Source organism: Janthinobacterium sp. Ant5-2-1, assembly GCF_001445815.1.
GTDB lineage: Bacteria > Pseudomonadota > Gammaproteobacteria > Burkholderiales > Burkholderiaceae_D > Janthinobacterium > Janthinobacterium lividum_E.
On the sequence record NZ_LNCE01000062.1, the window covers coordinates 1 to 25,279 of the forward strand.

General features: G+C 62.7%; 20 protein-coding genes and 1 pseudogene. 11 read left to right on the forward strand and 10 right to left on the reverse strand.

Features of this window, described 5'->3' with window-relative positions:
* Positions 1-55 precede the first annotated feature (55 nt).
* On the reverse strand, positions 56-1,654 hold the full coding sequence (gene aceB / locus ASN89_RS19920) for a malate synthase A (RefSeq protein WP_058050490.1): 1,599 nt from the start codon (positions 1,652-1,654) through the stop codon (positions 56-58).
* Positions 1,655-1,869: 215 nt separating this feature from the next.
* Between aceB and ASN89_RS19925 the strand changes: the two genes are divergently transcribed.
* Positions 1,870-2,781 (forward strand): LysR family transcriptional regulator, encoded by a 912-nt coding sequence (locus ASN89_RS19925; protein ID WP_058050491.1) that lies wholly within the window; start codon positions 1,870-1,872, stop codon positions 2,779-2,781.
* A 283-nt stretch (positions 2,782-3,064) separates the two neighbouring features.
* Here ASN89_RS19925 and ASN89_RS19930 read toward each other — a convergent pair whose 3' ends face one another.
* From ASN89_RS19930 to ASN89_RS19945, 4 genes are all read right to left on the reverse strand, one after another.
* Complete coding sequence (locus ASN89_RS19930) at positions 3,065-3,268, reverse strand: cold-shock protein (protein ID WP_010398811.1); 204 nt, start codon at positions 3,266-3,268, stop codon at positions 3,065-3,067.
* 298 nt (positions 3,269-3,566) lie between these two features.
* Positions 3,567-3,929, reverse strand: a complete 363-nt coding sequence (locus ASN89_RS19935; RefSeq protein ID WP_058050492.1) for an Hpt domain-containing protein — start codon at positions 3,927-3,929, stop codon at positions 3,567-3,569.
* Between the two features lie 22 nt (positions 3,930-3,951).
* Complete coding sequence (gene upp / locus ASN89_RS19940) at positions 3,952-4,602, reverse strand: uracil phosphoribosyltransferase (protein WP_046682928.1); 651 nt, start codon at positions 4,600-4,602, stop codon at positions 3,952-3,954.
* 146 nt (positions 4,603-4,748) lie between these two features.
* Positions 4,749-6,431: an isovaleryl-CoA dehydrogenase gene (locus ASN89_RS19945; RefSeq protein WP_058050493.1), complete on the reverse strand. Its 1,683-nt coding sequence runs from the start codon at positions 6,429-6,431 to the stop codon at positions 4,749-4,751.
* A gap of 455 nt (positions 6,432-6,886) precedes the next feature.
* Here ASN89_RS19945 and ASN89_RS19950 point away from each other — a divergent pair, with 455 nt between their 5' ends.
* Positions 6,887-8,566, forward strand: coding sequence for an EAL domain-containing protein (locus ASN89_RS19950; protein ID WP_235502022.1), 1,680 nt, complete (start codon positions 6,887-6,889; stop codon positions 8,564-8,566).
* Complete coding sequence (locus ASN89_RS19955) at positions 8,563-10,059, forward strand: HDOD domain-containing protein (RefSeq protein WP_058050494.1); 1,497 nt, start codon at positions 8,563-8,565, stop codon at positions 10,057-10,059. Before ASN89_RS19950 ends, ASN89_RS19955 begins: the two co-directional genes overlap by 4 nt.
* Before the next feature lie 154 nt (positions 10,060-10,213).
* Here ASN89_RS19955 and aroC read toward each other — a convergent pair whose 3' ends face one another.
* Positions 10,214-11,308 (reverse strand): chorismate synthase, encoded by a 1,095-nt coding sequence (gene aroC, locus ASN89_RS19960; RefSeq protein WP_058050495.1) that lies wholly within the window; start codon positions 11,306-11,308, stop codon positions 10,214-10,216.
* Between the two features lie 419 nt (positions 11,309-11,727).
* Between aroC and ASN89_RS19965 the strand changes: the two genes are divergently transcribed.
* On the forward strand, positions 11,728-13,989 hold the full coding sequence (locus ASN89_RS19965; protein ID WP_046682933.1) for a putative bifunctional diguanylate cyclase/phosphodiesterase: 2,262 nt from the start codon (positions 11,728-11,730) through the stop codon (positions 13,987-13,989).
* A gap of 69 nt (positions 13,990-14,058) precedes the next feature.
* Here ASN89_RS19965 and ASN89_RS19970 read toward each other — a convergent pair whose 3' ends face one another.
* Together ASN89_RS19970 and ASN89_RS19975 are read right to left on the reverse strand one after the other, a co-directional pair.
* Positions 14,059-14,505: a CBS domain-containing protein gene (locus ASN89_RS19970; protein WP_010398828.1), complete on the reverse strand. Its 447-nt coding sequence runs from the start codon at positions 14,503-14,505 to the stop codon at positions 14,059-14,061.
* A 128-nt stretch (positions 14,506-14,633) separates the two neighbouring features.
* On the reverse strand, positions 14,634-15,257 hold the full coding sequence (locus ASN89_RS19975) for a 2OG-Fe(II) oxygenase (RefSeq protein WP_058050496.1): 624 nt from the start codon (positions 15,255-15,257) through the stop codon (positions 14,634-14,636).
* A gap of 284 nt (positions 15,258-15,541) precedes the next feature.
* Here ASN89_RS19975 and ASN89_RS19980 point away from each other — a divergent pair, with 284 nt between their 5' ends.
* The 4 genes from ASN89_RS19980 to ASN89_RS19995 are packed head-to-tail and all read left to right on the forward strand — an operon-like array spanning position 15,542 to position 21,111.
* On the forward strand, positions 15,542-16,852 hold the full coding sequence (locus tag ASN89_RS19980) for an O-acetylhomoserine aminocarboxypropyltransferase (protein ID WP_058050497.1): 1,311 nt from the start codon (positions 15,542-15,544) through the stop codon (positions 16,850-16,852).
* Position 16,853: 1 nt separating this feature from the next.
* The gene (locus ASN89_RS19985; protein ID WP_058050498.1) at positions 16,854-17,666 is read left to right on the forward strand and encodes an alpha/beta fold hydrolase; all 813 of its coding nucleotides are present in this window, start codon (positions 16,854-16,856) and stop codon (positions 17,664-17,666) included.
* A gap of 23 nt (positions 17,667-17,689) precedes the next feature.
* Positions 17,690-19,081, forward strand: coding sequence for a PoNe immunity protein domain-containing protein (locus ASN89_RS19990; protein ID WP_058050499.1), 1,392 nt, complete (start codon positions 17,690-17,692; stop codon positions 19,079-19,081).
* Between the two features lie 29 nt (positions 19,082-19,110).
* Complete coding sequence (locus ASN89_RS19995; protein WP_058050500.1) at positions 19,111-21,111, forward strand: WG repeat-containing protein; 2,001 nt, start codon at positions 19,111-19,113, stop codon at positions 21,109-21,111.
* 22 nt (positions 21,112-21,133) lie between these two features.
* On the opposite strand, the gene ASN89_RS20000 is transcribed toward ASN89_RS19995, so the two are convergent.
* Both ASN89_RS20000 and ASN89_RS20005 read right to left on the reverse strand, forming a co-directional pair.
* On the reverse strand, positions 21,134-22,531 hold the full coding sequence (locus ASN89_RS20000; RefSeq protein ID WP_058050501.1) for an esterase-like activity of phytase family protein: 1,398 nt from the start codon (positions 22,529-22,531) through the stop codon (positions 21,134-21,136).
* Between the two features lie 122 nt (positions 22,532-22,653).
* Positions 22,654-24,030 (reverse strand): YihY family inner membrane protein, encoded by a 1,377-nt coding sequence (locus tag ASN89_RS20005; RefSeq protein ID WP_046682940.1) that lies wholly within the window; start codon positions 24,028-24,030, stop codon positions 22,654-22,656.
* A gap of 67 nt (positions 24,031-24,097) precedes the next feature.
* Between ASN89_RS20005 and wrbA the strand changes: the two genes are divergently transcribed.
* The 3 genes and pseudogenes from wrbA to ASN89_RS28760 all read left to right on the forward strand — a co-directional run.
* On the forward strand, positions 24,098-24,706 hold the full coding sequence (gene wrbA / locus ASN89_RS20010) for an NAD(P)H:quinone oxidoreductase (protein ID WP_046683121.1): 609 nt from the start codon (positions 24,098-24,100) through the stop codon (positions 24,704-24,706).
* Positions 24,706-25,116 (forward strand): DUF2069 domain-containing protein, encoded by a 411-nt coding sequence (locus ASN89_RS20015; RefSeq protein ID WP_058050503.1) that lies wholly within the window; start codon positions 24,706-24,708, stop codon positions 25,114-25,116. Before wrbA ends, ASN89_RS20015 begins: the two co-directional genes overlap by 1 nt.
* A pseudogene (locus ASN89_RS28760) lies at positions 25,113-25,279 on the forward strand (hydroxyacid dehydrogenase); the annotation flags it as partial. The gene ASN89_RS20015 and the pseudogene ASN89_RS28760, both read left to right, overlap by 4 nt.

A 25,279-nucleotide genomic window follows, 5' to 3' on the forward strand; every position in this document is an offset into this window, starting at 1 on the left:
CCCGGCGGCGCCATCAGGCACCGCCGGGATTTTTTATTGATCTATTTGATCAGGATCAGATTTCCTCGTACAGCGGCAAGGTCAGAAATTCGGCGAACGATTCCGACGTCGACATTTCCTCGAAAATCTGGCCGGCGCGTACATAGGTCGGGCCGTTGCCGCCTGGCGCATCGCGCTGCACCTTGACCAGCTCTTCCGGAATCATGGCGCGCACCATCTCGGCCGTCACCTTGCGGCCATCTTCCAGCACGCCCTTGCTGGAACGAATCCACTGCCACACTTGCGAACGGCTGATCTCGGCCGTGGCCGCATCTTCCATCAGGTTATGGATAGGCACGCAACCGTTGCCGGCCAGCCAGCTGCCCAGGTAATGGATGCCTACGTTGATGTTGTAGCGCAAGCCCGCTTCCGTAATCGGCGCTTCCGGCTGGAAATTCAGCAGATCAGACGCTTTCACGTCGATGTCGGGACGCTGCTTGTCGATCTGGTTCGGTTTATCGCCCAGCACTTTCGTGAATTCACCCATGGCCAGTTCGACCAGGCCCGGGTGCGCCACCCAGCCGCCGTCATAGCCATCGGTGGCGTCACGCGCCTTGTCGTTGCGCACGCCACCCATGGCGATGTCGTTCTTTTCCGGATCGTTCTTGATCGGGATCAAGGCTGCCATGCCGCCGATGGCTGGCGCACCTCGTTTGTGGCAGGTTTTCAGCAACAGCAAGGCATAGGCGCGCATGAATGGCGCCGTCATGGTCACTTTCGCGCGGTCGGCCAGGCAGAAATCCTTGTCGAGCTTGAATTTCTTGATGCACGAGAAGATGTAATCCCAGCGGCCCGCGTTCAGGCCCGAGCTGTGCTCCTTCAGTTCATACAGGATTTCATCCATCTCGAAGGCCGCCAGAATGGTTTCGATCAGCACCGTCGCCTTGATCGTGCCTTGCGGCAAGCCCAATTCGTTTTGCGTCATGACGAAGATATCGTTCCACAGGCGCGCTTCCAGGTGCGATTCCATCTTCGGCAGATAGAAATACGGGCCGGCGCCGCGTGCCAATTGCTCCTTGGCATTATGGAACATGAACAGGGCGAAATCGAAAATGCCGCCGGAAATGCGCTTGCCATCGACCAGCACGTGCTTTTCATCGAGGTGCCAGCCGCGCGGACGCACGACGAGTGTCGCGATTTTGTCGTTCAGCTTGTACGACTTGCCATTTTGCTCCAGCGAAATCGTCTTGCGCACGGCGTCGAACATATTGATCTGGCCTGTCAGCTGGTTATCCCAGTTCGGCGTGTTCGAATCCTCGAAGTCCGTCATATAGCTGTCCGCGCCGGAATTAAAGGCGTTGATGACCATCTTGCGCTCGACGGGACCCGTGATTTCCACGCGGCGGCATTCCAGCGCCTTCGGAATCGGCGCGATCTTCCAGTCGCCGTCGCGGATGTGCGCGGTTTCTGGCAAGAAATCAGGACGCTCGCCCGCATCGAGGCGCTTGGCCCGCTCGACACGCACGGCCAGCAATTCCTGGCGGCGCGGCTCGAAAGCACGCGTCAGCTTGGCCACCAGCGCCAGCGCGGCCGGCGTCAAGATCTGTTCATAGCCGGGCTGGATGTCACCCGTGATTTGCATGCCTTCTGGAAGTGCGATCGTGTTCTGCGTCATGAAGTTCTCCGGTTTTTAATAAATATAAGCAAAGGTAATCTGGTGATCCAAGTATAAGCTGAACGACTGCGCGGACAAGCTGGACAGAGGCGCAAAAACACTCTGCAAGGCGGCGCGTTTGTTCTATAGTATTGCACTATAAGGCATGGAAACGAGATTAAAAATCACTTCATCTATGCGTTTTTATCACAAGTGAAGACATAGCAGGAGCCGTAATGGGCCAGTTCAGACAAATATCGACGTTCGTGGAAGTGGTCGCCAAGGGCAGCCTGTCGGCCGCCGCGCGCGCGGAAGGGATCGCACCGGCCATGATAGGCCGGCGCCTCGATGCGCTGGAGCAGCGCCTGGGCGTCAAATTGCTGCAGCGTACGACGCGCAAGCTGGCGTTGACGAATGAAGGCGCCGCCTTCCTGGAAGATTGCCAGCGCATCCTGGGCGAACTGGAGGAAGCGGAAGCGGCCGTGGCAGTACGCAGCGTGAAAGCCAGCGGCCATTTGCTCATTTCCGCGCCAGCCGGCTTCGGGCGGCAGCACGTGGCACCTTTAATTCCCTCTTTTGTCGCCGAGCACCGCGACGTGACGGTGTCGCTGAACCTGAACGACCGCCTCGTCGACCTGATCGGCGAAGGCATCGACGTGGCCATCCGCATCGCCAGCCTGTCCGATTCCTCGCTCGTGAGCACCAAGCTGGCCGACAACCAGCGCGTGCTCGTCGGTTCGCCCGCCTACCTGAAACGGGAGGGCACGCCCCGCATCCCGGCCGACCTGGCCAAGCACAATTGCCTGGCGATCAGCAGCGAAGGCAGCCAGCGGGGTTGGACTTTCCGCGAAAACGGCAAGAATGTAATTTTAAAGGTGGCCGGCAATATGGTTTGCAACGATGGCGAAGTGCTGCACGACTGGGCGCTGGCCGGCAAGGGCCTGGCATGGCGCTCGATGTGGGAAGTGGGCGCCGAGATCGCCTCGGGCCAACTGGTGACGGTGCTGGACCAGTTCGCCGCCCCGGGCAATGATATTTATGCCGTGTTCGCCCAGCGCCGCCACTTGCCGCTGCGCATACGGGCGTTCGTGGATTTTTTAAGGCACAGTTATTCGCAACCCGACTACTGGCGTGAACGAGCAATCTAGCTACTGCCGGCCGGACTGGTAGAGCGTCGTTTGACGCAGAGTGGTGTAGGTCGGCGTAGGTCGGCTTAGCGCAGCGTAAGCCGACACCAGCTCACACATCTTGCCAACGCCACTCTTGTCGGCTTACGCGCAAGCGTTAAGCCGACCTACCTGATGATGCAAAGCATGCCAAAAAGAGCCGCTTAGCCCATAAAACACTCGAAAAACCCATGCTTCACGGAAATTCAGGCGAAAAAAAATCCTCGGAGACCGAGGATTTCTTTATTTCGTTTGATCCAGCGTATTAGATTGGCTGAATGTTCGAAGCTTGCTTGCCTTTAGGGCCAGCGGTCACTTCAAAAGAAACGCGTTGGTTCTCTTGCAGGGACTTGAAGCCGTTCGACTGGATAGCCGAGAAGTGAGCGAACAGATCTTCGCCGCCTTCGTCAGGGGTAATAAAGCCGAAACCCTTCGAATCATTGAACCATTTTACGATGCCAGTTGCCATTACAATTTCCTATTTCAGTTAAGTTGGGCTTGCGCCCGTTATATCGTTTGAAGCAAGAAAGAAATGACAGACAAACTGCACTACTACCTCGAATCCAACGATGCCCAATTATACCAACAAAACTGAGAAAAACCATTCTTTCGCAAAATAAACTTACGAACACTACTTTAATAGCCAAATCCCCGTCTTGCGGCGCCCTGTAGCAGCGGCATGGAGACACTATATCCTAATCTGCGACGCGGGTGCTTTGCGTTGTATCAAATGAATCATTGCAACCACATCTCTATAGTACTGTCGCTCACGCGGTGAAATGGGTGGCGGCCGCATCGCGTCCCACCCAGTCCAGCAGCGCCGCCACCTGCGCCCGCACGGCGGGCCATTCCGCCACCGCTTGCTCCGGGGCATTGAGCATGGCGCGCACCAGCTGTTCGATGCGCCGGCATTCCTGGCCCAGCGCGGCGAAGCCGAAGGTGGCAGCCGAGCCGGCCACCGCGTGCAGCGCGCGGTGCAGCTCCGTCAACGGTTCCAGACGGGGGCCTTCGCTGTCGCAGCGGCTGCTTGCCTGCGCGATCGCCTGCAACAGGGCCGGCACGCCAGCCGCATATTTTTCATTTAGAGCACGCAAACGCGCGCGAAAATCCGGATCGATCAAGGTTGCCATAGCAATACTCGCTTGATGCGGCTTACTTGGTGCCGAAGATGCGGTCGCCGGCGTCGCCCAGGCCTGGCACGATGTAGGCGTGGTCATCCAGGTGCGAATCGAGCGCGGCGCAGAACATCTTGACGTTCGGGTGCGCGTTCTGGAACACGGTCACGCCTTCCGGAGCGGCAACCAGGGCCAGGAAGATGATCTGCTCGTCCGTCACGCCGCGCTTTTTCAGCACGTCGACGGCGTACACGGCTGAATTGCCGGTCGCCACCATCGGATCGCACAGGATAAAGGTACGCTCGTTCAGGTCCGGCAGGCGCACCAGGTATTCCACGGGCATGTGGGTGGCCGGGTCGCGGTACACGCCGATGTGGCCCACGCGGGCCGATGGCACCAGATTCAGCAAGCCATCGCTCATGCCGATGCCGGCGCGCAGGATGGGCACGATGGCCAGTTTCTTGCCGGCGATAACAGGCGCGTCGATGGTGACGAGTGGCGTCTTGATTTCGCGCGTGGTCAGCGGCAGGTCGCGCGTGATTTCATAGCCCATCAGCAGGGTGATTTCCTTGAGCAATTCGCGGAAGGTGCGCGTCGACGTATCGTGCTCGCGCATGTGGCTCAGCTTGTGCTGGATCAATGGGTGATCGGTAATGAACAAATTCGGGAAGCGTGGGTCTTGTTTCATATTGTTTTTCTTTCTCTACTGTCTGGCGCGGCGGCAAGCCTGGGCCGCAAGCGCGCTGTGTATCGATAAAATGATGGATTGCAGCATTATCCCAGCCCGCAGCCCGCCTGTGGCCGGAATTTTCGAAATAATCGGATTTATTGAAATCAATACTCGCGTAACGCGCGCGCCAGGATGGCCGCGCAATCGGTGCCGGCCGGCAAGCGGCCATACGCCCCGCCCGGGGCCTGCACCAGGCGCGACTGCAGGAATGCTTGCGCGATGAAGGGCGGCGCATGGCGCAACAGCAAGGCCGCTTGCACGGCCAGCACGATGCGTTCGGACAATTGCCGGGCGCCAAATTCATCCGCCTGCGGTCCGTCCAGGTCAGCCAGCAGACGCGCGCGATAGCCAGCAAAGATGGCATCGCCATCGCCGGCCAGCGACAGCTCGGCCGCCAGGGCGTCGCGCGCGGCCGGCGACTTGCCGAAGGCGCGCAAGACGTCGAGGCACATGACGTTGCCTGAACCTTCCCAGATCGAATTGACAGGCAGTTCGCGGTACAGGCGCGCCAGCGGCGCGTCTTCCACATAACCGGTGCCTCCCAGCACCTCCATGGCCTCAAAGCCGAAGCCGGGACCGCGCTTGCAGATCCAGTACTTGCCGGCCGGCGTCAGCACGCGCGCCAGCATCGCTTGCTGTGGATCGGCCTTTTCATCGAAGCAGCGGGCCAGGCGCAGCGCAAAGGCCGTGGCCGCTTCCGATTCGAGCGCCAGGTCGGCCAGCACGTTTTGCATCAGCGGCTGCTCGGCCAACGGCTTGCCGAACACGGCCCGCTGGCGCGCATGGTGCAGCGCCTGCGTCAAGGCGGCGCGCATGATGCCGGTGCTGCCCAGCACGCAATCGAGGCGCGTATGGCTGGCCATTTCCAGAATCGTGGGTATGCCCCGCCCCGGCTGCCCCACGAGCCAGCCGTAGGCATTCGTGAATTCCACTTCCGACGAGGCATTCGAGCGGTTGCCCAATTTATCCTTCAGGCGCTGCACGCGAATGGCGTTGCGGCTGCCGTCGGGCAGGTAGCGGGGCAAAAAGAAACACGACAATCCCCCCTCTTCCGCCTGGGCCAGGATCAGATGGGCGTCGCACTGGGGCGCCGAGAAAAACCATTTGTGGCCGACGATGCGCCAGGCGCCGCCGGCCTCGCCGCCGAACAGGGCTTGCGCTTCGTCCGGCGGCACGGGCACGGCGCGCGTGGTATTGCTGCGCACGTCCGAGCCGCCCTGCTTTTCCGTCATGCCCATGCCGACCAGGGCGCCCCGCTTCTGCTCGACGGGCAGGGAGCGTGGATCGTATTGGCGCGAGAGGATTTTCGGCAGCCAGCGCTGCGCGATCTGCGGCAGATCCAGCGCCTGGCGCAAGGCCGGCACCGAGGCATACGTCATCGTCACGGGACATTGCGTGCCGTTTTCCACCTGCCCCACTAATAGATAGGCGGCCGCGCGCGCCACCTGGGCGCCAGGACCGGGCGAAGCCCAGGGCGAAGCATGCGTGCCGGCGCCCACGAGGATGGTCATCAGTTCATGCCAGGCCGGATGGAACAGCACTTCGTCGATGCGGCGGCCGACCCGGTCGAACTGCTGCAGCTCGGGCGTGTGGATATTGGCCTGGCGCGCCAGCGCATAGGTCTCGGCGCGGCCCAGCCTTTCGCCCAGCGCGTCGAGTTCCTGGAGCGCCGCCCCGCCGCCCTCGCGCAGCAGCGCTTCGATCAGCGCCGGATCGCAGGCGAACAGATTGACGTTTTCAAACGGCGTGGCCTGGTTGAAAACTTCATGCGTATCAAAAGCATTCATGGGGGTCCCCCGCGATTTGTTATCATGGCGCCCTTGCCTGCCGTGGACGCACCGTCAACACCGTCTGCCAGCCAGACTAGCGTAAAGCGCATGACGGGGCAAGCGCGCCAGTGGAAGCGAGCGCAGATAAATGTTTCCATGCGGAATGAAATGCCTGCGTGCGTCGCGCGGCATGATTTTTTTCATGGAAGGCAGGAATATTTGCAAAACCTGAAGCAATGTTGCTCTATTTCATGTAATCGGGTGCTTTTCAATGATACATTTCGTGTGGATCGCGTTCCGATAGCCGCCCTTCGGCCCCTATGGCGCGCGTCATGCACGACGCACTCTTTCCGTTGGCGCCCTGCCCTGCAGCGAGCGCCGGCACTGATAATAAAAAGGTAAAAGCCAGCACGATGTTTTCCAGTACCCCATCCGCCGCCCACCGCGAGGCTCGCCACGAGTTGGACAACCTCATGGAAGAGGCAGGCGACGTCGTGTTCCGGCTCGATATGGACGGCCTGATCCTGTTCGCCAGCAAGCGCGCGGCCACCCTGTTCGGCGCACCATCGGGCCTGACCGGCCACTTGCTGCTGCCGCTGGCCACGGAAGCGTCGCGCGCGGCGCTGCAGGCGGCGCTGGAAGACGCCCTGGCCGAGCCGGGCCGCCTGGAAGTGCGCCTGCAAACGCCGGACCAGGAAATCTGGTTCGAGCTGCGCCTGTCTTCTTATATGAACGCGGCCGGCGTGGCCGAACTGCTGGTGGTCGGGCGCGACACGTCGGCCCAGCACAATACGGAAGAACGGCTGCGCCACATGGCCACGCACGATGCGCTCACGGGCTTGCCGAACCGCTTGCTGCTGTCGGACCGCATCCGTATGGTGATCGCCCAGGCCGCCCGTTCGGGCCAGGGCTTTTCCGTCGCCACCATCGGCCTCGATGGCTTTAAAAAGGTCAACGATGGCCTGGGCCACCCCGTCGGCGACGCCGTGCTGCGCCTGGCCGCCGCGCGCCTGCGCAAGACCCTGCGCGACAGCGACACCCTGGCACGCGTGGGCGGCGATGAATTCGTCGCCGTGCTGCCGGGCAGCGCCACGGACGCGCAGATCAAGCTGGTGACGGGCCGCCTGCTGGCGACCCTGCAGGCGCCGTTCGAAGTGGACGGCCACACGATTTACGTGGGGGCGTCAGTCGGCGTCTCGATCTATCCCCTGCACGCGGAAGATGAAGTGCGCCTGGTGGCGCTGGCCGATGCGGCCATGTCGCGCGCCAAGGAAACGGGCAAGGCCCGCTGCCTGGTCTATAGCCCGCGCCTGAATGGCCCGTCGGAACACGATATTTCGCTGGAAGCGGCCATGTTCCAGGCCGTGCGCGAAGGCGAATTCCTGCTCTTTTACCAGCCCATCGTCGATGCGCACACGCGGCAAATCCAGGGCTTCGAAACCCTGATGCGCTGGAAGCACCCGACCCTGGGCCTGGTGCCGCCCGTGCGCTTCATCCCGATTGCCGAAGCCAATGGCCTGATCAACCTGCTGGGCGCCTGGGCGCTGAAGGCGGCCTGCGTGCAGCTCAAGCAGTTTCAGGAAGTGGCCAAGCGGCCGTTGTACATCTCCGTCAACATCAGCCCGCGCCAGTTCCGCAACGACAAATTCCTCGACGTGCTCGATGACGCCATCGCGTTTTCCGGACTCTCCGGCGAACACCTGGTGCTGGAAATTACGGAAGGCACCTTGATGATCGACCCCGTGCATGCGGAAACCATCCTCGTCAAGATGACGGAGCGCCGCGCGCGCATCGCCATCGACGATTTCGGCACCGGTTATTCTTCGCTCGCGTACCTGAAGCGCTTCCCCATTTCCGTGCTGAAGATCGACCGCACCTTCATCAAGGACTTGCCCGCATCGAGCAAGGATGCTGCCATCTGCAACACCATTCTCGATCTGGCCAAGCATTTGAACCTGTCCGTGGTGGCCGAAGGCGTGGAGACCGAAGAGCAGATGCACTTCATCGAATCGCGCGGCTGCCAGTACGTGCAAGGCTACCTGACGGGTAAACCGATGCCGGCCCATGCCGCGCTAGCGGCCCTGAGCGTGAAAACCTATGCGGCGCTGGTGCCTGTGCCGTCTGCCAATGAACCGCGCGGAGGGGTGCAATGAATCCAGGTCATTTCACGGTACCGACACAGCTCGGCAAAAACACACTGGACCTGCTGTGGGCGCGCACGCGCCAGCAGGGCGACATGCCCGGCTTCGCGAAAGCCATCAGCGCCATCCTCGGTGCCATGCGCGGCGAGGATGACCACGAATTCGACATCACGCAAACGGTGTTGTCCGACCCTGTCCTCACACACAAGGTGCTCAGACTGGCCAACAGCGGCATGTATTCGGCGTTTGGCCAGCGGGTCAACACGGTCTCGAAGGCCGTGCTGGTGCTGGGCATCGACGCCATCGGCCACCTGGCGCTGGGCCTGAAGCTGATCGAGGAATTGTCGCAGGCGTCGCCCGATTCCGTCAGCGCCCACGTGGAAATGGAAAAGGCCGTGCTGGCCGGGATGGTGGCGCAGCAGGTGGCCACCAGCGCCGGCAGCCTGCAGGCGGAGCAGGCAGTCGTCTGCTCAATGCTGCACACCCTGGGCCGCATGATGGTGACGTTCTACATGACGGACTTCTGGGCGCGCATGCAGGCGCATGCGGGTCCCGGCAACGAGGCTGCCGCCGCGCGCGAAATCCTCGGCCTGTCGCTGCCGGAAGTGGGCTATGCCACGGCTGCCCACTGGGGCTTGCCGCAGCACCTGATCAACGGCATGCGTCCGATGGACCCGTCGCCCGACAACGCTCCCGTCAGCGGCGCCGACTGGATGGCGGGCCTGTCGACGATGGCGGCGCGCTGCGCCGACTCGCTGTGGCACGACGATGCGGCCGGCGCGGCGCAGGTCCACGCGCTGATCGACGATTATGCGGGCACCCTGGGCATCGCTGCGATGGACCTGGTGGTGGCGGTGGACAAGGCCAAGGCGATGGCGGCGGCCGACCTGTCGATCGCCCCCCTGTCGAAACCGGCCGAACGGCGCGCGCGCCAGTTGGCGTCGACGCGCATGCGCGCCGAAGGCAACCGCGTATTGATCGGCGGCCTGGCCGACCTGCGCGGCGCCATCGGCAGCGCCAGCCCGGGACAGATGGTCTCGATGGCGCTCGAAACGCTGCACCAGGGCTTCGATTTTTCGCGCTCGGTGGCATTCGTGCGCAACCACAGGGATCATCTGTATTCGGCGCGCATCAGCATGGGCGAAGGCATGGCCGACTTGCAGGATTTGATGGTGTTTGGCGATGCGTATGAGCCGAATGTCTTCCACGCGGCCCTCAATAGCGACCGCGTGATCTTCATCGACAATGCGCGCGACCCGAAATTTGCCGCCAAGCTGCCACAATGGTGGAAAGCGACGTTGTCCGAAGCGCGCAGCTTCGTCGTGCTGCCCCTGTCGGCCAACGGCCACCCCACGGGATTTTTATATGGCGACTGGGACGACAGCTTCCCGCCGATCCAATTGAACCAGACGGAATTCAACCTGATCAACGATATCCGGGCTTTGCTGGTGCAGTCGGTGGAGATGCGGCACCAGCTGGAGCTGGTGGCAAATAAAGTGGCGTGACAGGAAGCGCCAACGATGTTGTCGGATTACGCGGGGCGATGCCCCGCTAATCCGACCTACATGCACGCATGCCGTGGGCCGTAGGTCGGGTTAGCCAGAATGGCGTAATCCGACATCACCGCAACGCAGGCCCGTCATCCGACAACATTTCAATTTACTTCAACTTCGGCGTCGAAACCGACACATCGCCGCATTGCGCGCGGTGCATCAGGGCGTGGTCGATCAGCACCAGCGCCAGCATGGCTTCGGCGATCGGCGTGGCGCGGATGCCCACGCACGGGTCGTGGCGGCCGAACGTTTCCACCATCACGGGGTTGCCTTCTTTATCGATCGAGCGGCGCGGCGTGCGGATCGACGAGGTCGGCTTGATGGCGATCGAGACACTGATATCCTGCCCCGTCGAGATGCCGCCCAGTACGCCGCCGGCGTTATTGCCGATAAAGCCTTCAGGCGTCAGTTCGTCGCCGTGCTCGGAACCCTTTTGCGCCACCGAATCGAAACCAGCGCCGATTTCCACACCCTTGACGGCATTGATACCCATCATGGCGTAGGCGATGTCGGCGTCAAGTTTGTCGTAGATGGGCTGGCCAAGGCCGACGGGCACGTTTTGCGCGATCACGTCGATGCGCGCGCCGATGGAATCGCCATCGCGGCGCAACTGGTCCATGGCATCTTCCATGCGCGCGATCAGGTCCGCGTCGCCGCTGGCGGCAAAGAACGGATTCGCATGCACGTGTTCCCACGACTGGAATGGCACGGGGATGTCGCCCAGCTGGCTCATGCACCCCTTGAAGGTGGTGCCGTATTGCTGCAGCAGCCATTTCTTGGCAATCGCCGCCGCGCCCACCACGGGCGCCGTCAGTCGCGCCGACGAGCGCCCGCCGCCGCGCGGGTCGCGCACGCCGTATTTATGCCAGTAGGTGTAGTCGGCGTGGCCGGGGCGGAAGCTTTCCGCGATATTGCCGTAATCCTTGCTGCGCTGGTCTTCATTGCGGATCAGCAGCGCGATGGGCGTACCCGTCGTCACGCCCTGGTATACGCCGGAGAGAATCTCGACCGTATCGGATTCCTGGCGCTGCGTCACGTGGCGCGACGTGCCCGGCTTGCGGCGGTCCAGCTCGGGCTGGATATCGGCTTCCGACAGGATCAATCCTGGAGGACAGCCATCGATCACGCAGCCGATGGCCGGACCATGCGATTCGCCGAAAGTGGTAACAGTAAACAGCTTGCCAAAAGAATTGCCGGACATAGTAGGAAGTGTGAGGACTGGAAAACTCAATTCTACCAGCCTGCGGGGCATGCCATGCCGCTAATGCCACGACCAAGCCCGATATTGCCCCACCCAAATCGCCATTTTTTAATCCCGTGTATTTTTTCATGCAAAAAACACCAGATATGAGTTGCAATCATGCAAATCAAGAAATATTGCTCCACAGAATAGATTTAAAAAAACATTTTGCTTATTAAATAGCTATATACTTGGATCAAAGCGCGCCACACAATACTGGCTATCAAACCGATTTGGACTGCGCCGAGAGCACGTCACAAATGCCCAGGGCTAGGCGCGTTGCCGAAGACAGTACGCAAGTACGGCGAGGCAACGCAACAACGCCATGGGCTTTTGCGACGCGCTCGTATAAACATCGAGTCATCCTGGAGAAGCTATACATGCCCGCACCGATCATCCCCCTTGACGCCAACAAGGACGATCACGACGACCTGGTATTCCTCGATGAGCAACCGGCTGCGCCGCTGACGGCCGCACCGCGCAGCGTCTGGCGGGTGATGATCATCGACGACGATGAAGACGTCCACTCCACCACCACTTTCGCCCTCGGCAACCTGGAAATGCAGCACCGCCCGCTGGAATTCGTGCATGCGTATTCGGCCGGCCAGGCGCGCGAACTGCTCAAGCATGAAGACGACATCGCCGTCATCCTGCTCGATGTGGTGATGGAACAGGATGACGCGGGCCTGCACCTGGTGCGCTACATCCGCGAAACCCTGAAAATGACGGACGTGCGCATCATCCTGCGCACGGGCCAGCCCGGCTATGCGCCGGAAATCGACGCCATCCGCGATTTCGACATCAACGATTACAAGACCAAGTCCGAACTGACGCGCATCAAGCTGTTTACGACGGTGACGGCGGCCATCCGCTCGTACGAGCAGATCCGTTCGATCAACAGCAGCCGGCGCGGCCTGGACCGTATCGTCCACGCCAGCACGCAGCTGATGGCGCTGCACGGCGTGCAGAATTTCTCGGCCGGCGTGCTGGCGCAGATCGCCGACCTGCTGGGCATCCGCGCCGACGGCGTGCTGTGCGTGCAGGACTTGCAGGACAACGGCAGCAAGGAGCTGCTCGTCTCGGCCTGCACGGGCAGCTTTTCCAGCTTGCCGCACAGCGCCCTGTGCGGCCTGCAAAACCCCCGCGTAATGGCCGCCATCGAGCACACCCTGGCGCAGCGGCGCAATGTGTACGCGCACGACTACGCCACCCTGTACTTCGCGGGCAAGGCCAGCCGCGACGCGGCCGCCTACCTGGTGCTGCCGCGTCCCCTTTCCGCCATCGATGAAAGCCTGCTGGAAGTCTTCTGCAGCAACGTCGCCGTGGGCCTGGACAACGTCGAGCTGGTGTCGCACCTGCACAATGCCGCCTTCTACGACCAGTTGTCGAAGCTGCCCAACCGCACGCGCCTGGTGGAAATCCTCGACGCCACCTTGTCCGGCCCCGCGCGCGACGACGCCACCTTGTCGCTGGTCGACCTCGACCACTTTGCCGAGACCAACGACGCGCTGGGGCACCAGTTCGGCGACACCCTGCTGATCGCCGTGGCGGGCCGCTTGCAAACCCAGCTGGGGCCCCAGCTGACGGTGGCGCGCCTGGGCGGCGACATCTTTTGCGTGCTCGGCGATTCCTCGCAAGTCAACCCGAACAAGATCCTGGCCCTGTTCCAGCCGCCGTTCTGCATCGATGGCCAGGACGTACAGCTGTCCGCCACCCTGGGCCTCGTGCGGCTCGGTGAACATGCGGGCACGGGTGCCGATGCGCTGAAGGATGCGGATATCGCCCTGAAGCGGGCAAAAAGCCAGCAGCGCGCCGGCCACTTCTATTTCTCGCGCAGCATGGGCATCGAAATCCGCGAACGGGTGCGCATGATGCACGCACTGCGCACGGCTTTCAGCCAGGACCAGCTGTTTGTCGTGTATCAACCGCAGATCGACCTGACGACACGCCGCCCCGTGGGCGCGGAAGCGCTGCTGCGCTGGCAAACACCGGACGGTAAATTCATCTCGCCCGACCGTTTCATCCCGATCGCCGAATACTCGGGCATCATCATCGACCTCGGTGAATGGGTGCTGCGCACGGCTTGCCGCGAGCTGGTGCTGCTGCGCGAACAGGGCCACCGCAACTTCGTCATGTCCGTCAACGTGTCGCAAGTGCAGTTCCGCCATCCGCTGTTCCTGGAAATGCTGCGCGCGGCACTGGAAGAAACGCAGGCGCCGCCCGAGTTCATTGAACTGGAAATCACGGAATCGATGGCCATGGAAGAGCCGGATCTGCTGATCAAGATGCTGTGGCAGATCAAGCAGACGGGCGTCAGCATCGCCATCGACGACTTCGGCACGGGGTTTTCCTCGCTATCCTATTTGCAGCGCCTGCAAGTGGACCGCCTGAAAATCGACCGCGCGTTTGTGACGGAAATCACGGGTTCCGCGCGCGGCAGCAGCATCGCCGAAATGGTCATCCAGCTGGGCCGCAACCTGGGCCTGGCCGTCATTGCGGAAGGCGTGGAAGACGAACGGCAAGCGCAGATTTTGCAGGCGCTGGGCTGCCCGATGGCGCAAGGCTTTCTGTTCGCCCGCCCCATGACGGCGACGGCGCTGGGTACCTGGCTGAACAACGAGGCGCTGCAGGGCGCTGCCTAGGCATCACTTTGAATCGACCATGCAAAACGCCGGCATCTGCCGGCGTTGTTTTTACTGCATAGTGATCGCTTAATCGGTGGTTTCAGCCGGCCAGTCGCGGATGTACGCTTTGAGCATCTGGTTTTCAAAGCTTTGCGCTTCGAGCACGGCGCGCGCCACGTCGTAGAAGGAAATGACGCCCAGCAAGGTCTTGGCATTCATGACGGGCAGGTAGCGCGCATGTTTTTCCAGCATGATGCGGCGCACTTCGTTCACTTCCGTATCCGGGGTGACGGTGATCGGGTGGTCATCCATGTGCTTGCGCACGGTGCCGCCGCCGATCTGGCCCGCGTTTTCATGCAGCGCGTTCAGCACTTCGCGGAAGGTCAGCATGCCGACCAGGTCGCCAAATTCCATGACCACCAGCGAACCGATGTCTTTTTCAGCCATGGTATTGGCCGCGTCAAGCAGGGGCTGGTCAGGCGTGACCGTGTAGAGAATATTGCCCTTGACTTGGAGAATTTCAGATACTTTCATATTGGCCGTCCTGTCCGCGTGATTGGTATTTTAGTTATTCTAGCCCTTACTGCGACTGTAGCCTATGCCTGCGGAAAAATCCAGCCTTGCGCGCAATCAAATCGAGTGGGATTGCGCGCCACCTTCAATCACGCCCTGCGGCGGAACCAACCTGCTATCGACAAGCGCTGGCGCGCCGTCGGCAGCACTTCGTGCAGCATCTCGCCCGACATGAACATGGCCATGCGGCCCGCTTGCGGCAAAACGTCCACCACGGGCGCGCCTTGCGGATGCAGACGCAGCGCGCCGCCGTGCTCGGGCAGCCAGTCGTCGTTCAGGTACAGCACGACGGACACTGTGCGCTTGTCGTCGTCGCGAAAACGGTCCAGATGGGCCCGGTAAAAGGCGCCCGGCGCGTACAGGGCGAAATGGCTTTCGTATTCTTCCAGGCCCAGGAACAGTTCGCGGTTGAGCAGGCAGCGCAGCGTTTCCATGTGTTCCAGGTAGCGGTCGCACGCCTCTGAACGGCCCGTTTCCAGCCATTCGATATGGTCGCCGCGGATGTCCGGCTGCAGCAGCGGCGCATGGCCGCTGCCCACGCCGGCGCCCTTCATCTTGCCGCTGAGCATGGATTGCACGCATTCGGCGGCCAGCTGGCGGCTCAGTTCAGGGGAGATGAAATGCTCTTGCATGAGCCAGCCTGCCTGGCACAGGCCGTCGACGATAGAGGGTCCGGGAACGGCAAGGGAGCCGTCGAACGATATTGCGGGCATAAAATCTTTCCTGGTGGACTTGCGATGAGAGTTCGCCTGAAGCCCAGGATTTCGCTGGTACGTAGCAGCCCTCCCTGCGGCGCGGCGCACGCGCACAGGTAAAACAGCCCGAATATCGCTGATCCGGTATCCTACCACCGCCGCACCGCGCCGGTCACTTTTTTTACACTGCTGGTTACACGCCCTGCTTGAGGCCACGGCGCCATGCGCCCTGCACAGGAGCCCTTTTGCTCAGCGGTAAATCAGGTTACGATCTTGCCACTATAAAACTTGGCGGAGACACCATGAGCGGCCCGAAATACCCCGGTTTCGATACTTTATCCCTGCATGCGGGCGCCGCGCCCGATCCGGCCACGGGCGCACGCGCCACGCCCATCCACTTCACGTCCTCGTTTGCCTTCAAGAGTTCGGAACATGCGGCTTCGCTGTTCAATATGGAGCGGGCCGGCCACGTGTATTCGCGCATCTCGAATCCCACCAACGCCGTGCTGGAAGAGCGCATCGCCGCGCTCGAAGGCGGCGTGGCCGGCATCGCCACGGCCAGCGGCCAGGCCGCCATGCACCTGGGCCTGTCCACCATCGCGGGCGCCGGTTCGCACATCGTTGCCTCGCGCGCCCTGTACGGCGGCTCGCACAACCTGCTGGCCTACACCTTGAAACGCTTCGGCATCGAGACCACCTTTGTCGACCCGCGCGACGTGGACTCTTGGCGCGCCGCCATCCGCCCAAATACAAAAGTGCTGTTTGCCGAAACCCTGGGCAATCCGGGTCTCGACGTGCTGGACATCCCACGGATTGCCGCCCTCGCGCACGAGCACCACTTGCCGCTGATGCTCGATTCGACGTTTACCACGCCGTATCTGCTGCGCCCTTTCGAGCATGGCGCAGACCTGGTATTCCACTCAGCCACCAAGTTTTTGTGCGGCCATGGCACGGCCATCGGCGGCTTGCTCGTCGATGGCGGCACTTTTGATTGGCAAGCCGCGTACGACAAGACGGGCCGTTTCGCCGAACTGTGCGAGCCGTACGACGGCTTCCATGGCATGGTCTTCGCCGAGGAATCGACCGTGGCGCCATTCGCCCTGCGCGCGCGGCGCGAAGGCTTGCGCGATTTCGGCGCCGTCATGAGCCCGCACAATGCCTTCGCCGTGCTACAGGGCATAGAAACCCTGGGCCTGCGCATGGACCGCCACGTGGCCAATACGCGCAAGGTGATCGATTTCCTGCTGGCCAATCCGGCCGTGGAATCCGTGTCCTACCCGGAACTGCCGTCGCACCCCGATTACGAGCTGGCCAAGACCCTGCTGCCGAAAGGCGCGGGCGGCGTGTTTACCTTCCGCCTGCGGGGCGACCGTGCGGCGGGCCAGCGCTTTGTCGACAGCCTCAAGATTTTCTCGCACCTGGCCAACGTGGGTGACGCCAAGTCGCTCGTCATCCACCCCGCCTCCACCACGCATTTCCGCGTGCCCGACGACCAGCTGGCGCAGGCGGGCATCACGCAAGGCACCATGCGCTTGTCCGTCGGTCTGGAAGATGCGGACGATTTAATCGAAGACCTGGCCCGTGGCCTGAAACTGTCGCAGAAAGGCGCTTGACATGCTGTTCACCATCGACAATACCGTCGCCTACTGCTACACGGGCGGCAAACCGTTCAACCCGGATCAGCCCACGGCCGTCCTCATCCACGGCGCGCAAAACGACCACTCCGTGTGGGCCCTGCAAACGCGTTATTTTGCCCACCACGGCTGGAACGTGCTGGCCGTCGACTTGCCCGGCCACGGGCGCAGCCTGGGCGCGGCGAAAACCACGGTGGAAGAGCTGGCGCGCTGGATACTGGCCGTGCTGGACGCTGCCGGCGCGGCCAAGGCCATGCTGATCGGCCACAGCATGGGCTCACTGATCGCACTGGAAGCGGCGCACCTGGCGCCGGAACGGGTCAGTCACCTGGCCATGCTGGGCTCCACCTACCCGATGAAAGTCTCGCCGGCGCTGCTGGAAACGTCATTGAATGATGAACAGGCGGCCATCGACATGGTCAATATCTGGTCGCACTCGTCGATCGCGCAAAAGCCGTCGTTCCCCGGCCCCGGCTTTTATGCCATGGGCGGCGCGCGGCGCTTGAAGCAGCGCATCGCCACCCTCAACCCCGATCACGTGTTTCATACGGATTTTTTCGCCTGCAATGCCTATGCGAACGGCGAAATCGCCGCCGCTTCGGTACACTGCCCCACTTTGTTCATTTTCGGCGCGCGCGACATGATGACGCCGCCCAAGTCGACCCGTTTGCTCACGTCTGCCATCGCGCATGGCACGGTGGTGCAGGTCGACAGCGGACACGAACTGATGGCCGAGCAGCCGGACGCCGTGCTCGACGCGCTGTTTGCGTTTGCGCAAACGGCAGCGGCATGAACGCTTTTTTAGGATAGATGCACATGTTGTTGAATACCCTGTTCGATGAATTGACTGGCCGCGGCAGCGGCACGGAAGCGGCGCGGCACGAGCGCTACAACTGGCTGGAACAGCTGCGCTGCGCCAACCCGCAGGCGGACGAAGGCGGCCCCATGGCGGGCATCCCCGGCCACCACTGGTACCGGCTGCCGCAGGCGCTGGTCGTGGCGGGCCAGCAGACAGACCTGCTGGTCGGCACAATGAATGCGCAATATCTGGTCTTCCCAGGCCGCCACGCGGCAGCCTTCGCTGCCGAACTGGGCCTGCAATACGACGCCAACAACCGCATCGACCGCCCCGGTGGCCTCGATGAATTGCTCGACGCCTATGAAGAACAGGCCGACGGCAGCTGGACCACCCTGCCGGCAGGCCAACCGGCTCCACCGCTGGCCGGCTGGGACGACGTGTACTTCCGCGTGCGCGACCTCAGTGACGGCAAGGCCATCCAGAGCGTGACCACCATCGCCTACGAAAGCAGCCGCTTTCCCGGCTACACCTTGCTGGGCACGACCCTGGTGGGCGCCGGCGCCATCGCGCACGACGACGAGACGGCGCAGTATCTGCAGCAAGTGTTCGCCGACTGGGCGATCCAGCGCGACTGCGCCGCCACCTGCACGCCATCGTCCTCGCCTTGGCCCTGCACGCCGCGCCAAGCACCGCCCGCACCGTTCGATTTTAGCCGCAACCTCGCTTACCTCGACGCCCTGCTGGCCGCCTACGGGCGCGCGCAGGCGCAGGCGGAAATCGATGGCGGCGATGACGCCTACTGGGCGTGCGCCGCCGCCAGCACGGCTTACCAGGTCTTCTCGCTGCGCTACACGGCAGGTTTGCCCTTGCCTGACGTGGAACCGGCACTGGAAACGGCCGTCGCCGCCTGCGAAACGGCGCGCGCGGCCCTGGCCGCAGCCTACGATGACGACGCCTTGCCTGCCTTTGATTTCGAACAATTGACGGATTACGCGCGCACCCTGCAGCTGCTGGGCGCGACCCTGCTGTTCGGCCGCCACGACCTGACTGCCCGCCTGGCCGCCCTGCAGACGGCCTTCGATGGCGAAGATGGGGTGTACGAGGCGCTGCTGTCGACCATCGATCCGCAGCGTCCCGCCGTCGACGAATGGTATTTCGCCGAACCCTACTCGGCCCTGTTCGAATGCCTGGATGCGGACGATCGCGCGCAGCAGCTGGAACACCTGCGGCAGTACCTGGCCAGCTGGCACACGGCCCTGGTGCGCGAAGACTGGTTCAACGGTCATTTGCGCGCGCAAGGCTTGGGCGGCTACTACGGCCTGTGGGCCTTCGAGGCGGCCGCCGTGGCCAAACACCTGGGCCTGGAACGCAGCGCGCTGGCCCACTGGGTCATGCCGCCATCGCCCTGAATCCCCCGTTCACTTTCAGTCAAATATCAATGATCAATACCGCAGCCCTGTTCAGCACCGCCTTTCTGCCCGGCCAAGCCGGCTTCGACACCGACGCGATCACCGGCTTGGCCGAGTGGCGGCTGGACACGCCGATGCTGTTCAAGCTGCTCATCGGCGCCGGCACGCAGACCACCGCCTGGCCCATCTACGGCGATGGCGAGGACTGCCCCTGCGTGCTGGCCGCGCCGATGGCGCAGGCGCAGGCCAGCTGGCAAGCCTTGTCCGCGCTGATGGACAAGCCGCGCGACGCGGCCGCCATCGTCGCGCGCGGCGCCATCAGCGCCTTGCTGGCGGGCGGCCAGCCATGGCTGATCCTCGATTGCGTGCAGCTGATCCCGCACGATATCGGCACGCCCGACTACGCGGCCGGGCTCGACGCGCTGCGCGCCGAGGCGCAAGCCTTGCACTCTGCCCTGCTGCGCGGCGACCGGGAAGCGCTGGCGCCGTTGCTGGCCATCGGCGCCGCGTCGCCTGCCACCGGCTACTGGTCGGCCACGGCCAGCGCGCAGCTGGCCAATGTCGAGGAACTCGGCACGGACGAACTGCCTTTCCTGCAAGGCCTGGAAGTGGTGGGCTGGGAAGAAGACGCGCTGTGCTATGAAGTGAGCGCCGCCGGCGAACCGGACGTCACCGGCCTGGTCACGCCGTATGGCCGCTGGATCGTGCCGCTGTCGCAGCGCTATGTGGACCTGGGCGTTTATTATGCGGACGATGGCTGGATCACCTTTGCCACGGCGGACGCGCCCGATGCGCACGGCGTCATGGACTTGAACGGCACGATGGTGCTGCCGCCCGCCCCCGGCGCCCTGTACGTGATCAGCCCCCATCTGGTGCAGAGAATCGATCCGGACGGCGCCAGCCGCCTGCTGCATCTGCCCGATGGCGCGCTGCTCATCGACAGGGTGTATAACATGTGCCAGCGCGAAGATGGCTCGATCGACATCGAGCGCCAGACGGACCAGATTGACGATGACGACAAGCGCAATGTGAACGGCGTGGTCGACAAGACGGGCAAGGTCGTGGTGCCGCCCGCCTACAGCTCCGTGCAGGATTTCGGCACGAAGAAAAAAATCGCCATCGTCAGCCAGCGCATCGCCGGGCGCTTCCTGTTTGGCCTGGTCAATAGCCAGGGCGAGCTGCTGGCGCCGTGCCAGTACGAAGCCATCGATTGCGCCACCACCTCGTCGCCGCCCAAATTGCGCAAGAACCTGATCTTCGCCATCGATGCGCAAGGCCTCGCCTGCATGCTGACCCTCGATGGAAAACAGGCTTTCACGCCGCTGTACCCACCGGCCCACCATCTGCGCGGCGTGGCCGTGCAAAGCGATTTTTTATATGTGGTGAAAGATGGCATGGCCTGGAGCATGGATTTCACGGGCCAGCTGCTGGAGCAGTTCGACACCGTGGAAAACTTCAAGGCGGCCATCACGGCGCAACTGAGCGAGGCCATGGGACTGGGCAAAAAGAAACCCGCCAGACGCCGCAGCTTCACGCCGGCGCAAATCCTGGCAAAGGCCGACCGCGAGCAATTGCGCAGCATGGCCGCCCTGCTCTTGCTGGGCGATGCGGACCTGGCCGCGCGCTGCGTGGACATCACGCTGGAAGAACTGGAAGAGGACGACCCGGAAGAAGAATACGAAGGCGAGACGCCTGAAGCGGCGTGCTTTTTCCTGCTCTGGTCCACGGCCACCGATGTGCTGGGCCACGGCACCACCCTGGACTGGAAAGCCGTCGATGAAGTGCCGCGCATAGCTCAGCACATCGACCTGCCCGCGCTGCAGGACTTCCGCTGGGCCGACCAGCAAGACGGCGACGCCATGGCCGAAGGCCTGGCCGCCATCGCCGCGCACCTGGCGCCGCACCAGCTGCGCCTCGTGAACATGCAGGACGGCGAGGATACGTATTATCTGGGCGTGGTGCGGGCGCAGGATGCGGAAGCGTTCAAGGTAGTGGCGCTGCAGGCGGCCTTGCGGCCGGTCCTGCTATGAGCGGGTTGCCGGCACGTCGTCTTTATTTGGCGGAACGATCAAACATCGCCTTGTCAAAACGCAGGGTAATGACTTCGGTGTCGTCCGGCTTGCCCGGCTTGCGGCCGTCTTCACCCGGGTAGTTCGTGTCGATTGCCACGACAAGCGTCTGGGCATCGAGTACTTCAACGCTCTCCACCGAGTCGAAAGGCATGCTGAACTTACCCACGGGCATATTGCTCGCCTGCCCGCCTATGCCGTTGGGGTCGGAGATGTTCAGCAAGTCCACCAACAGCGTTTTCTTGAGCGCACCGTCAGCGTCTTTTTCTTTCAAGTCGACCAGGTACAGGCGCTTGATCACGGCCTTGGCGCCCCAGAAGCCATCGCGTTCGATCAGCACGAACTTGCTGCCGCCGACATTGGTCATGTCGCCGATCACGACGCCATTGTCCTTGGCCGCGCCATCCTTGCGGTACACGAGGTTCTTGCCCGTGTAGCGCATGGCGCCGGGGTCGAACTCAAAAATGTTCAGGTAGCGCTCATCGGCTGCGGCGGGCCGCAGCGACGGGTCGCTTGGCGCCGCTTCCGGCACCGCGTAGAGCAGGCTTCGGTCGGCGTTGTAGGCCAGGCTTTCGAAGCCGCGGCTGCCTGACAAGGTGATGCTGGCGCCCTTGCCCAGCACTTCCGGATTGGCCGGGCTACGCAGGAAAGGATGGGGAACCGGGTCGCCCATCAGCGTGCCGTTTTTGTCGAAGTGCAGGATATAGGGGCCGAATTCCTCGCCCACGAAGTAAGTACCGTCGGCAGCGCGCGCGAGCGACTCGATGTCGAAATCAAAACCGGTCAGCAAGCGGCCAGCGCGAATGCGCGCATCCACGGCGATACCGCTGTCGGCAAAGACCAGGCCGCCGGTGGTGTTGCTGGGGTAGTTGACGTAGTCGGCCGTGATTTTCAGGTCAACGCCCTTGCCATCGTTTAAGAAACCCTTGGCGTCGTTGAAGGCCAGGAAGCTGTTGAGCTTGATGCTGCCAGGCGTCTTGCTGGCGTCAGCGGCCGTGCGGAAGTTGATGCTGGCGTTATACAGGCCGAGCAAGAAATCGGCCGAATTGCCCTTGGCGCCATAGCCATTGTCGGCCATGGCAGTCCAGCTGCCGTCGTCATTCCTGAGCAGCGCGGAAAAGCCGGGAATCGGCACGCCACTGGCAAACGGCGGGGTGACGCCCAGCACTGCGGCTGTGAACTGTCCCGTAACCGGCCCTGGCCAGCGCGCCGTGTCAGGCAACGCTGCCCATCCGGCAAGCTGGTGCGGCAAGCCTTCCCCGTCCTTGGGCGCAGCCTCAGGAGCGGCAGAGGAACTGCCGCCGCAGGCAGCGAGCACGCCGCTGACCACCACGATGGCCAGGCCGCGGCACACATTCAAACCGCTCAAATGACAACGCATATTTGCTTCCTCAACAAGATGAATGAAGAGGAAAGCTTACCGGCCTTCGGTGACCAGTTTATGACATGCTCGCCTTATCGTGCGGGGCATAGGCCGGCAAGGAAGCGCGCGGCCGGGGCCCGTCACGCGCAGCGCACTACCCCAAAATGCTGCGCCAGACTCAAGCCCAGTCCCTGCTCCACGGCGTTTTCCACCTGCGCCGCCAGCGCGGCCGCTTCCTCGGCCGCCTTGATGTCGCGTTCATTCGTGGAACCGGCCGGGTAACCGGAGTTCACGCGCATGCCGCCGAAGACGAATAAACGGTAGACGTCGGCCAGGCTGATGCGGTTGACGTTGCCCAGCAAGACCCAGTGGTCGGAACTGTCGGCCACGCGCTTGCCCCATTGCACGCGCACGGCGCCATCCACGTTGACTCGTCCCACCCAGCCCTGCTGCACCATCTTGTCGAGCAGGGTTTCCATCTCTTCGAAGCCCAGACGGGTGCTGCGGCGGATCTCGGCCGCGCCCACCAGGGCCGAATCGGCGCAGTGGCAAGCCTGGTGCAGCACTTTCAGGATGGCGACGGCGTCGACGAATTCGCTGCCCGGCGCCGCTTCGTACCACCAGCGTTCATATTTCACGACGGGCAAGGCGGCCACCAGCAAGGCGCCCACCAGGGTGATCATCCAGCTCAGATAAATCCACACGAGGAACAGCGGCAAGGCGGCCAGCGCGCCGTAGATGCGCGAATACGTGGGGAATTCCTGGATGAATTCGCCGAAGCCGCGCTTGGCCACCTCGAACGCCAGCGCGGCCAGCAAGCCGCCCCAGGCCGCGTCGCGCCAGTCCACGTCGCGGTTCGGCACGGCGATGTAGAGCAGGGTAAACGCCAGCATGGTCAGGCCGATCGACACCAGCGTATAAAACACGGCGCCGATGAAAGGCACGGCGCCCACCACGCCGCTGGTGGCCATGAAGAGGCGCGACGTCACCGTCAGCGACACGCCCACCAGCAACGGTCCCAGGGTGACGATGGCCCAGTAAACCAGCAGACGCTTGGTCCAGCGGCGCTCCTGGCGTACGCGCCAGATGCGGTTGAAGACGCGCTCGATCAAGCCCATCATGCCCACCGACGTGACGATCAGGGCGCCCGCGCCGATGGCCGACAGGCGCGTGGCCTTCGATGCAAACGTGGTCAGATAATCGAGGATGGTGTTCGATATCCCCTTGGGCATCACGCTTTGCACGAAATAATCTTCCAGCGCGTGGCGGAAGGTATTAAACAGGGGGAACGTGGTGAATATCGCCAGGGCCAGGGTGAGCAGCGGCACCAGCGCGAACACGGTGGCGAACGTCAGGCTGCCCGCCACTTGCGGCAGGCTTTCCTCGCGCACGCGGCGGCGCGCGAACTGCAGCAGGTCGCGCGTTTCGGACCACGTCAGGCCACGCACGATGTCGGCACCGACGTGCAGGGTGCGCCACAGGTATTGGAAGAACGGGATTATATATTTTGAAAACATGTGCAAAATCAGAACGGCGCCATGACAGCAGTCGTATCAGGCTGTAAAGCGCCCTATAATACCAATGATGAAGCCAACCAATCTGATTATTCTCGTATTGTTTTATTCACGCCATGGCGCCACGCGCCAGTTGGCCGAGCTGATAGCCCAGGGAGTGGAAAGCGTGCCTGGCTGCGATGCGCGCCTGCGCACCGTGCCCGCCGTCTCGACGGTGGCCGAAGCAACGGCGCCCGAGGTGCCGCTTGACGGCGCTCCTTATGTGGAACTGGACGATCTGCAGGAGTGCGCGGGCCTGGCCCTAGGGTCGCCCACGCGCTTCGGCAACATGGCCGCCGCCATGAAGTACTTCTGGGATGGTACGGCCAGCGACTGGCTGGCCGGCAGCCTGGCCGGCAAGCCCGCCTGCGTGTTTACGTCCACGGGCAGCCTGCACGGCGGCCAGGAATCGACCCTGCTGTCGATGATGATTCCCCTCTTCCACCACGGCATGCTGGTCATGGGCCTGCCCTACACGCATCCCGAACTGATGACGACGTCCACGGGAGGCTCGCCGTATGGCGCCACGCACTGGTCCGGCATCGACGGCGACAAGGCCCTGAGCGACGATGAAAAGCGATTGGCCATCGCCCTGGGCCGGCGTCTGGCGGAAAACGCCGCGAAACTGGCAGGCGCATGATGCACGGCGTACTGCACAAGTATTTTCACTGGGGCGCCATCGCCAGCCTCGTCACCCTGATCGTCTGGTGCGTGCTGTGGGAAACCGTGATCGCGCCGCTGCAGCCGGGCGGCTCCTGGGTCGTCCTGAAGGCCGCGCCCCTGCTCATTCCCCTGTACGGCGTCATCAAGCGCGACGTCTACACCCTGCAATGGTCGTCGATGGTCATCCTGCTGTATTTCACGGAAGGCATCGTGCGCGGCTACAGCGACACGAACGCCACCTCGGCCCTGATGGCCTGGGGCGAAGCGGTCATCGTCTGCATCTATTTTGTCTGCGCCGTGCTGTATCTGCGCCCGTATAAAAAGGCGGCCAAGCGCATGGCCCGGGAACTGCTGGAAAAAGTGAATAAAGTGAGCATCAAGAAATGACTGATCAAACCGATTTCCTCGCCGCCTGCCGCGACCTGCTGGGCGACACTTATGTACTCACCAGCGACGCCGACACGGCACCCTTCCTCACCGACTGGCGCGACCGGTTTACGGGCAAGGCCCTGGCCGTGCTGCGCCCCGCCACTGTGGAACAAGTGGCGGG

Coding starts and splice junctions, on each gene's coding strand:
- aceB (WP_058050490.1), bottom strand. CDS start 1,654: ATGACGCAGAACACGATCGCACTTCCAGAAGGCATGCAAATCACGGGT.
- ASN89_RS19925 (WP_058050491.1), top strand. CDS start 1,870: ATGGGCCAGTTCAGACAAATATCGACGTTCGTGGAAGTGGTCGCCAAG.
- ASN89_RS19930 (WP_010398811.1), bottom strand. CDS start 3,268: ATGGCAACTGGCATCGTAAAATGGTTCAATGATTCGAAGGGTTTCGGC.
- ASN89_RS19935 (WP_058050492.1), bottom strand. CDS start 3,929: ATGGCAACCTTGATCGATCCGGATTTTCGCGCGCGTTTGCGTGCTCTA.
- upp (WP_046682928.1), bottom strand. CDS start 4,602: ATGAAACAAGACCCACGCTTCCCGAATTTGTTCATTACCGATCACCCA.
- ASN89_RS19945 (WP_058050493.1), bottom strand. CDS start 6,431: ATGAATGCTTTTGATACGCATGAAGTTTTCAACCAGGCCACGCCGTTT.
- ASN89_RS19950 (WP_235502022.1), top strand. CDS start 6,887: ATGGAAGAGGCAGGCGACGTCGTGTTCCGGCTCGATATGGACGGCCTG.
- ASN89_RS19955 (WP_058050494.1), top strand. CDS start 8,563: ATGAATCCAGGTCATTTCACGGTACCGACACAGCTCGGCAAAAACACA.
- aroC (WP_058050495.1), bottom strand. CDS start 11,308: ATGTCCGGCAATTCTTTTGGCAAGCTGTTTACTGTTACCACTTTCGGC.
- ASN89_RS19965 (WP_046682933.1), top strand. CDS start 11,728: ATGCCCGCACCGATCATCCCCCTTGACGCCAACAAGGACGATCACGAC.
- ASN89_RS19970 (WP_010398828.1), bottom strand. CDS start 14,505: ATGAAAGTATCTGAAATTCTCCAAGTCAAGGGCAATATTCTCTACACG.
- ASN89_RS19975 (WP_058050496.1), bottom strand. CDS start 15,257: ATGCCCGCAATATCGTTCGACGGCTCCCTTGCCGTTCCCGGACCCTCT.
- ASN89_RS19980 (WP_058050497.1), top strand. CDS start 15,542: ATGAGCGGCCCGAAATACCCCGGTTTCGATACTTTATCCCTGCATGCG.
- ASN89_RS19985 (WP_058050498.1), top strand. CDS start 16,854: ATGCTGTTCACCATCGACAATACCGTCGCCTACTGCTACACGGGCGGC.
- ASN89_RS19990 (WP_058050499.1), top strand. CDS start 17,690: ATGTTGTTGAATACCCTGTTCGATGAATTGACTGGCCGCGGCAGCGGC.
- ASN89_RS19995 (WP_058050500.1), top strand. CDS start 19,111: ATGATCAATACCGCAGCCCTGTTCAGCACCGCCTTTCTGCCCGGCCAA.
- ASN89_RS20000 (WP_058050501.1), bottom strand. CDS start 22,531: ATGCGTTGTCATTTGAGCGGTTTGAATGTGTGCCGCGGCCTGGCCATC.
- ASN89_RS20005 (WP_046682940.1), bottom strand. CDS start 24,030: ATGTTTTCAAAATATATAATCCCGTTCTTCCAATACCTGTGGCGCACC.
- wrbA (WP_046683121.1), top strand. CDS start 24,098: ATGAAGCCAACCAATCTGATTATTCTCGTATTGTTTTATTCACGCCAT.
- ASN89_RS20015 (WP_058050503.1), top strand. CDS start 24,706: ATGCACGGCGTACTGCACAAGTATTTTCACTGGGGCGCCATCGCCAGC.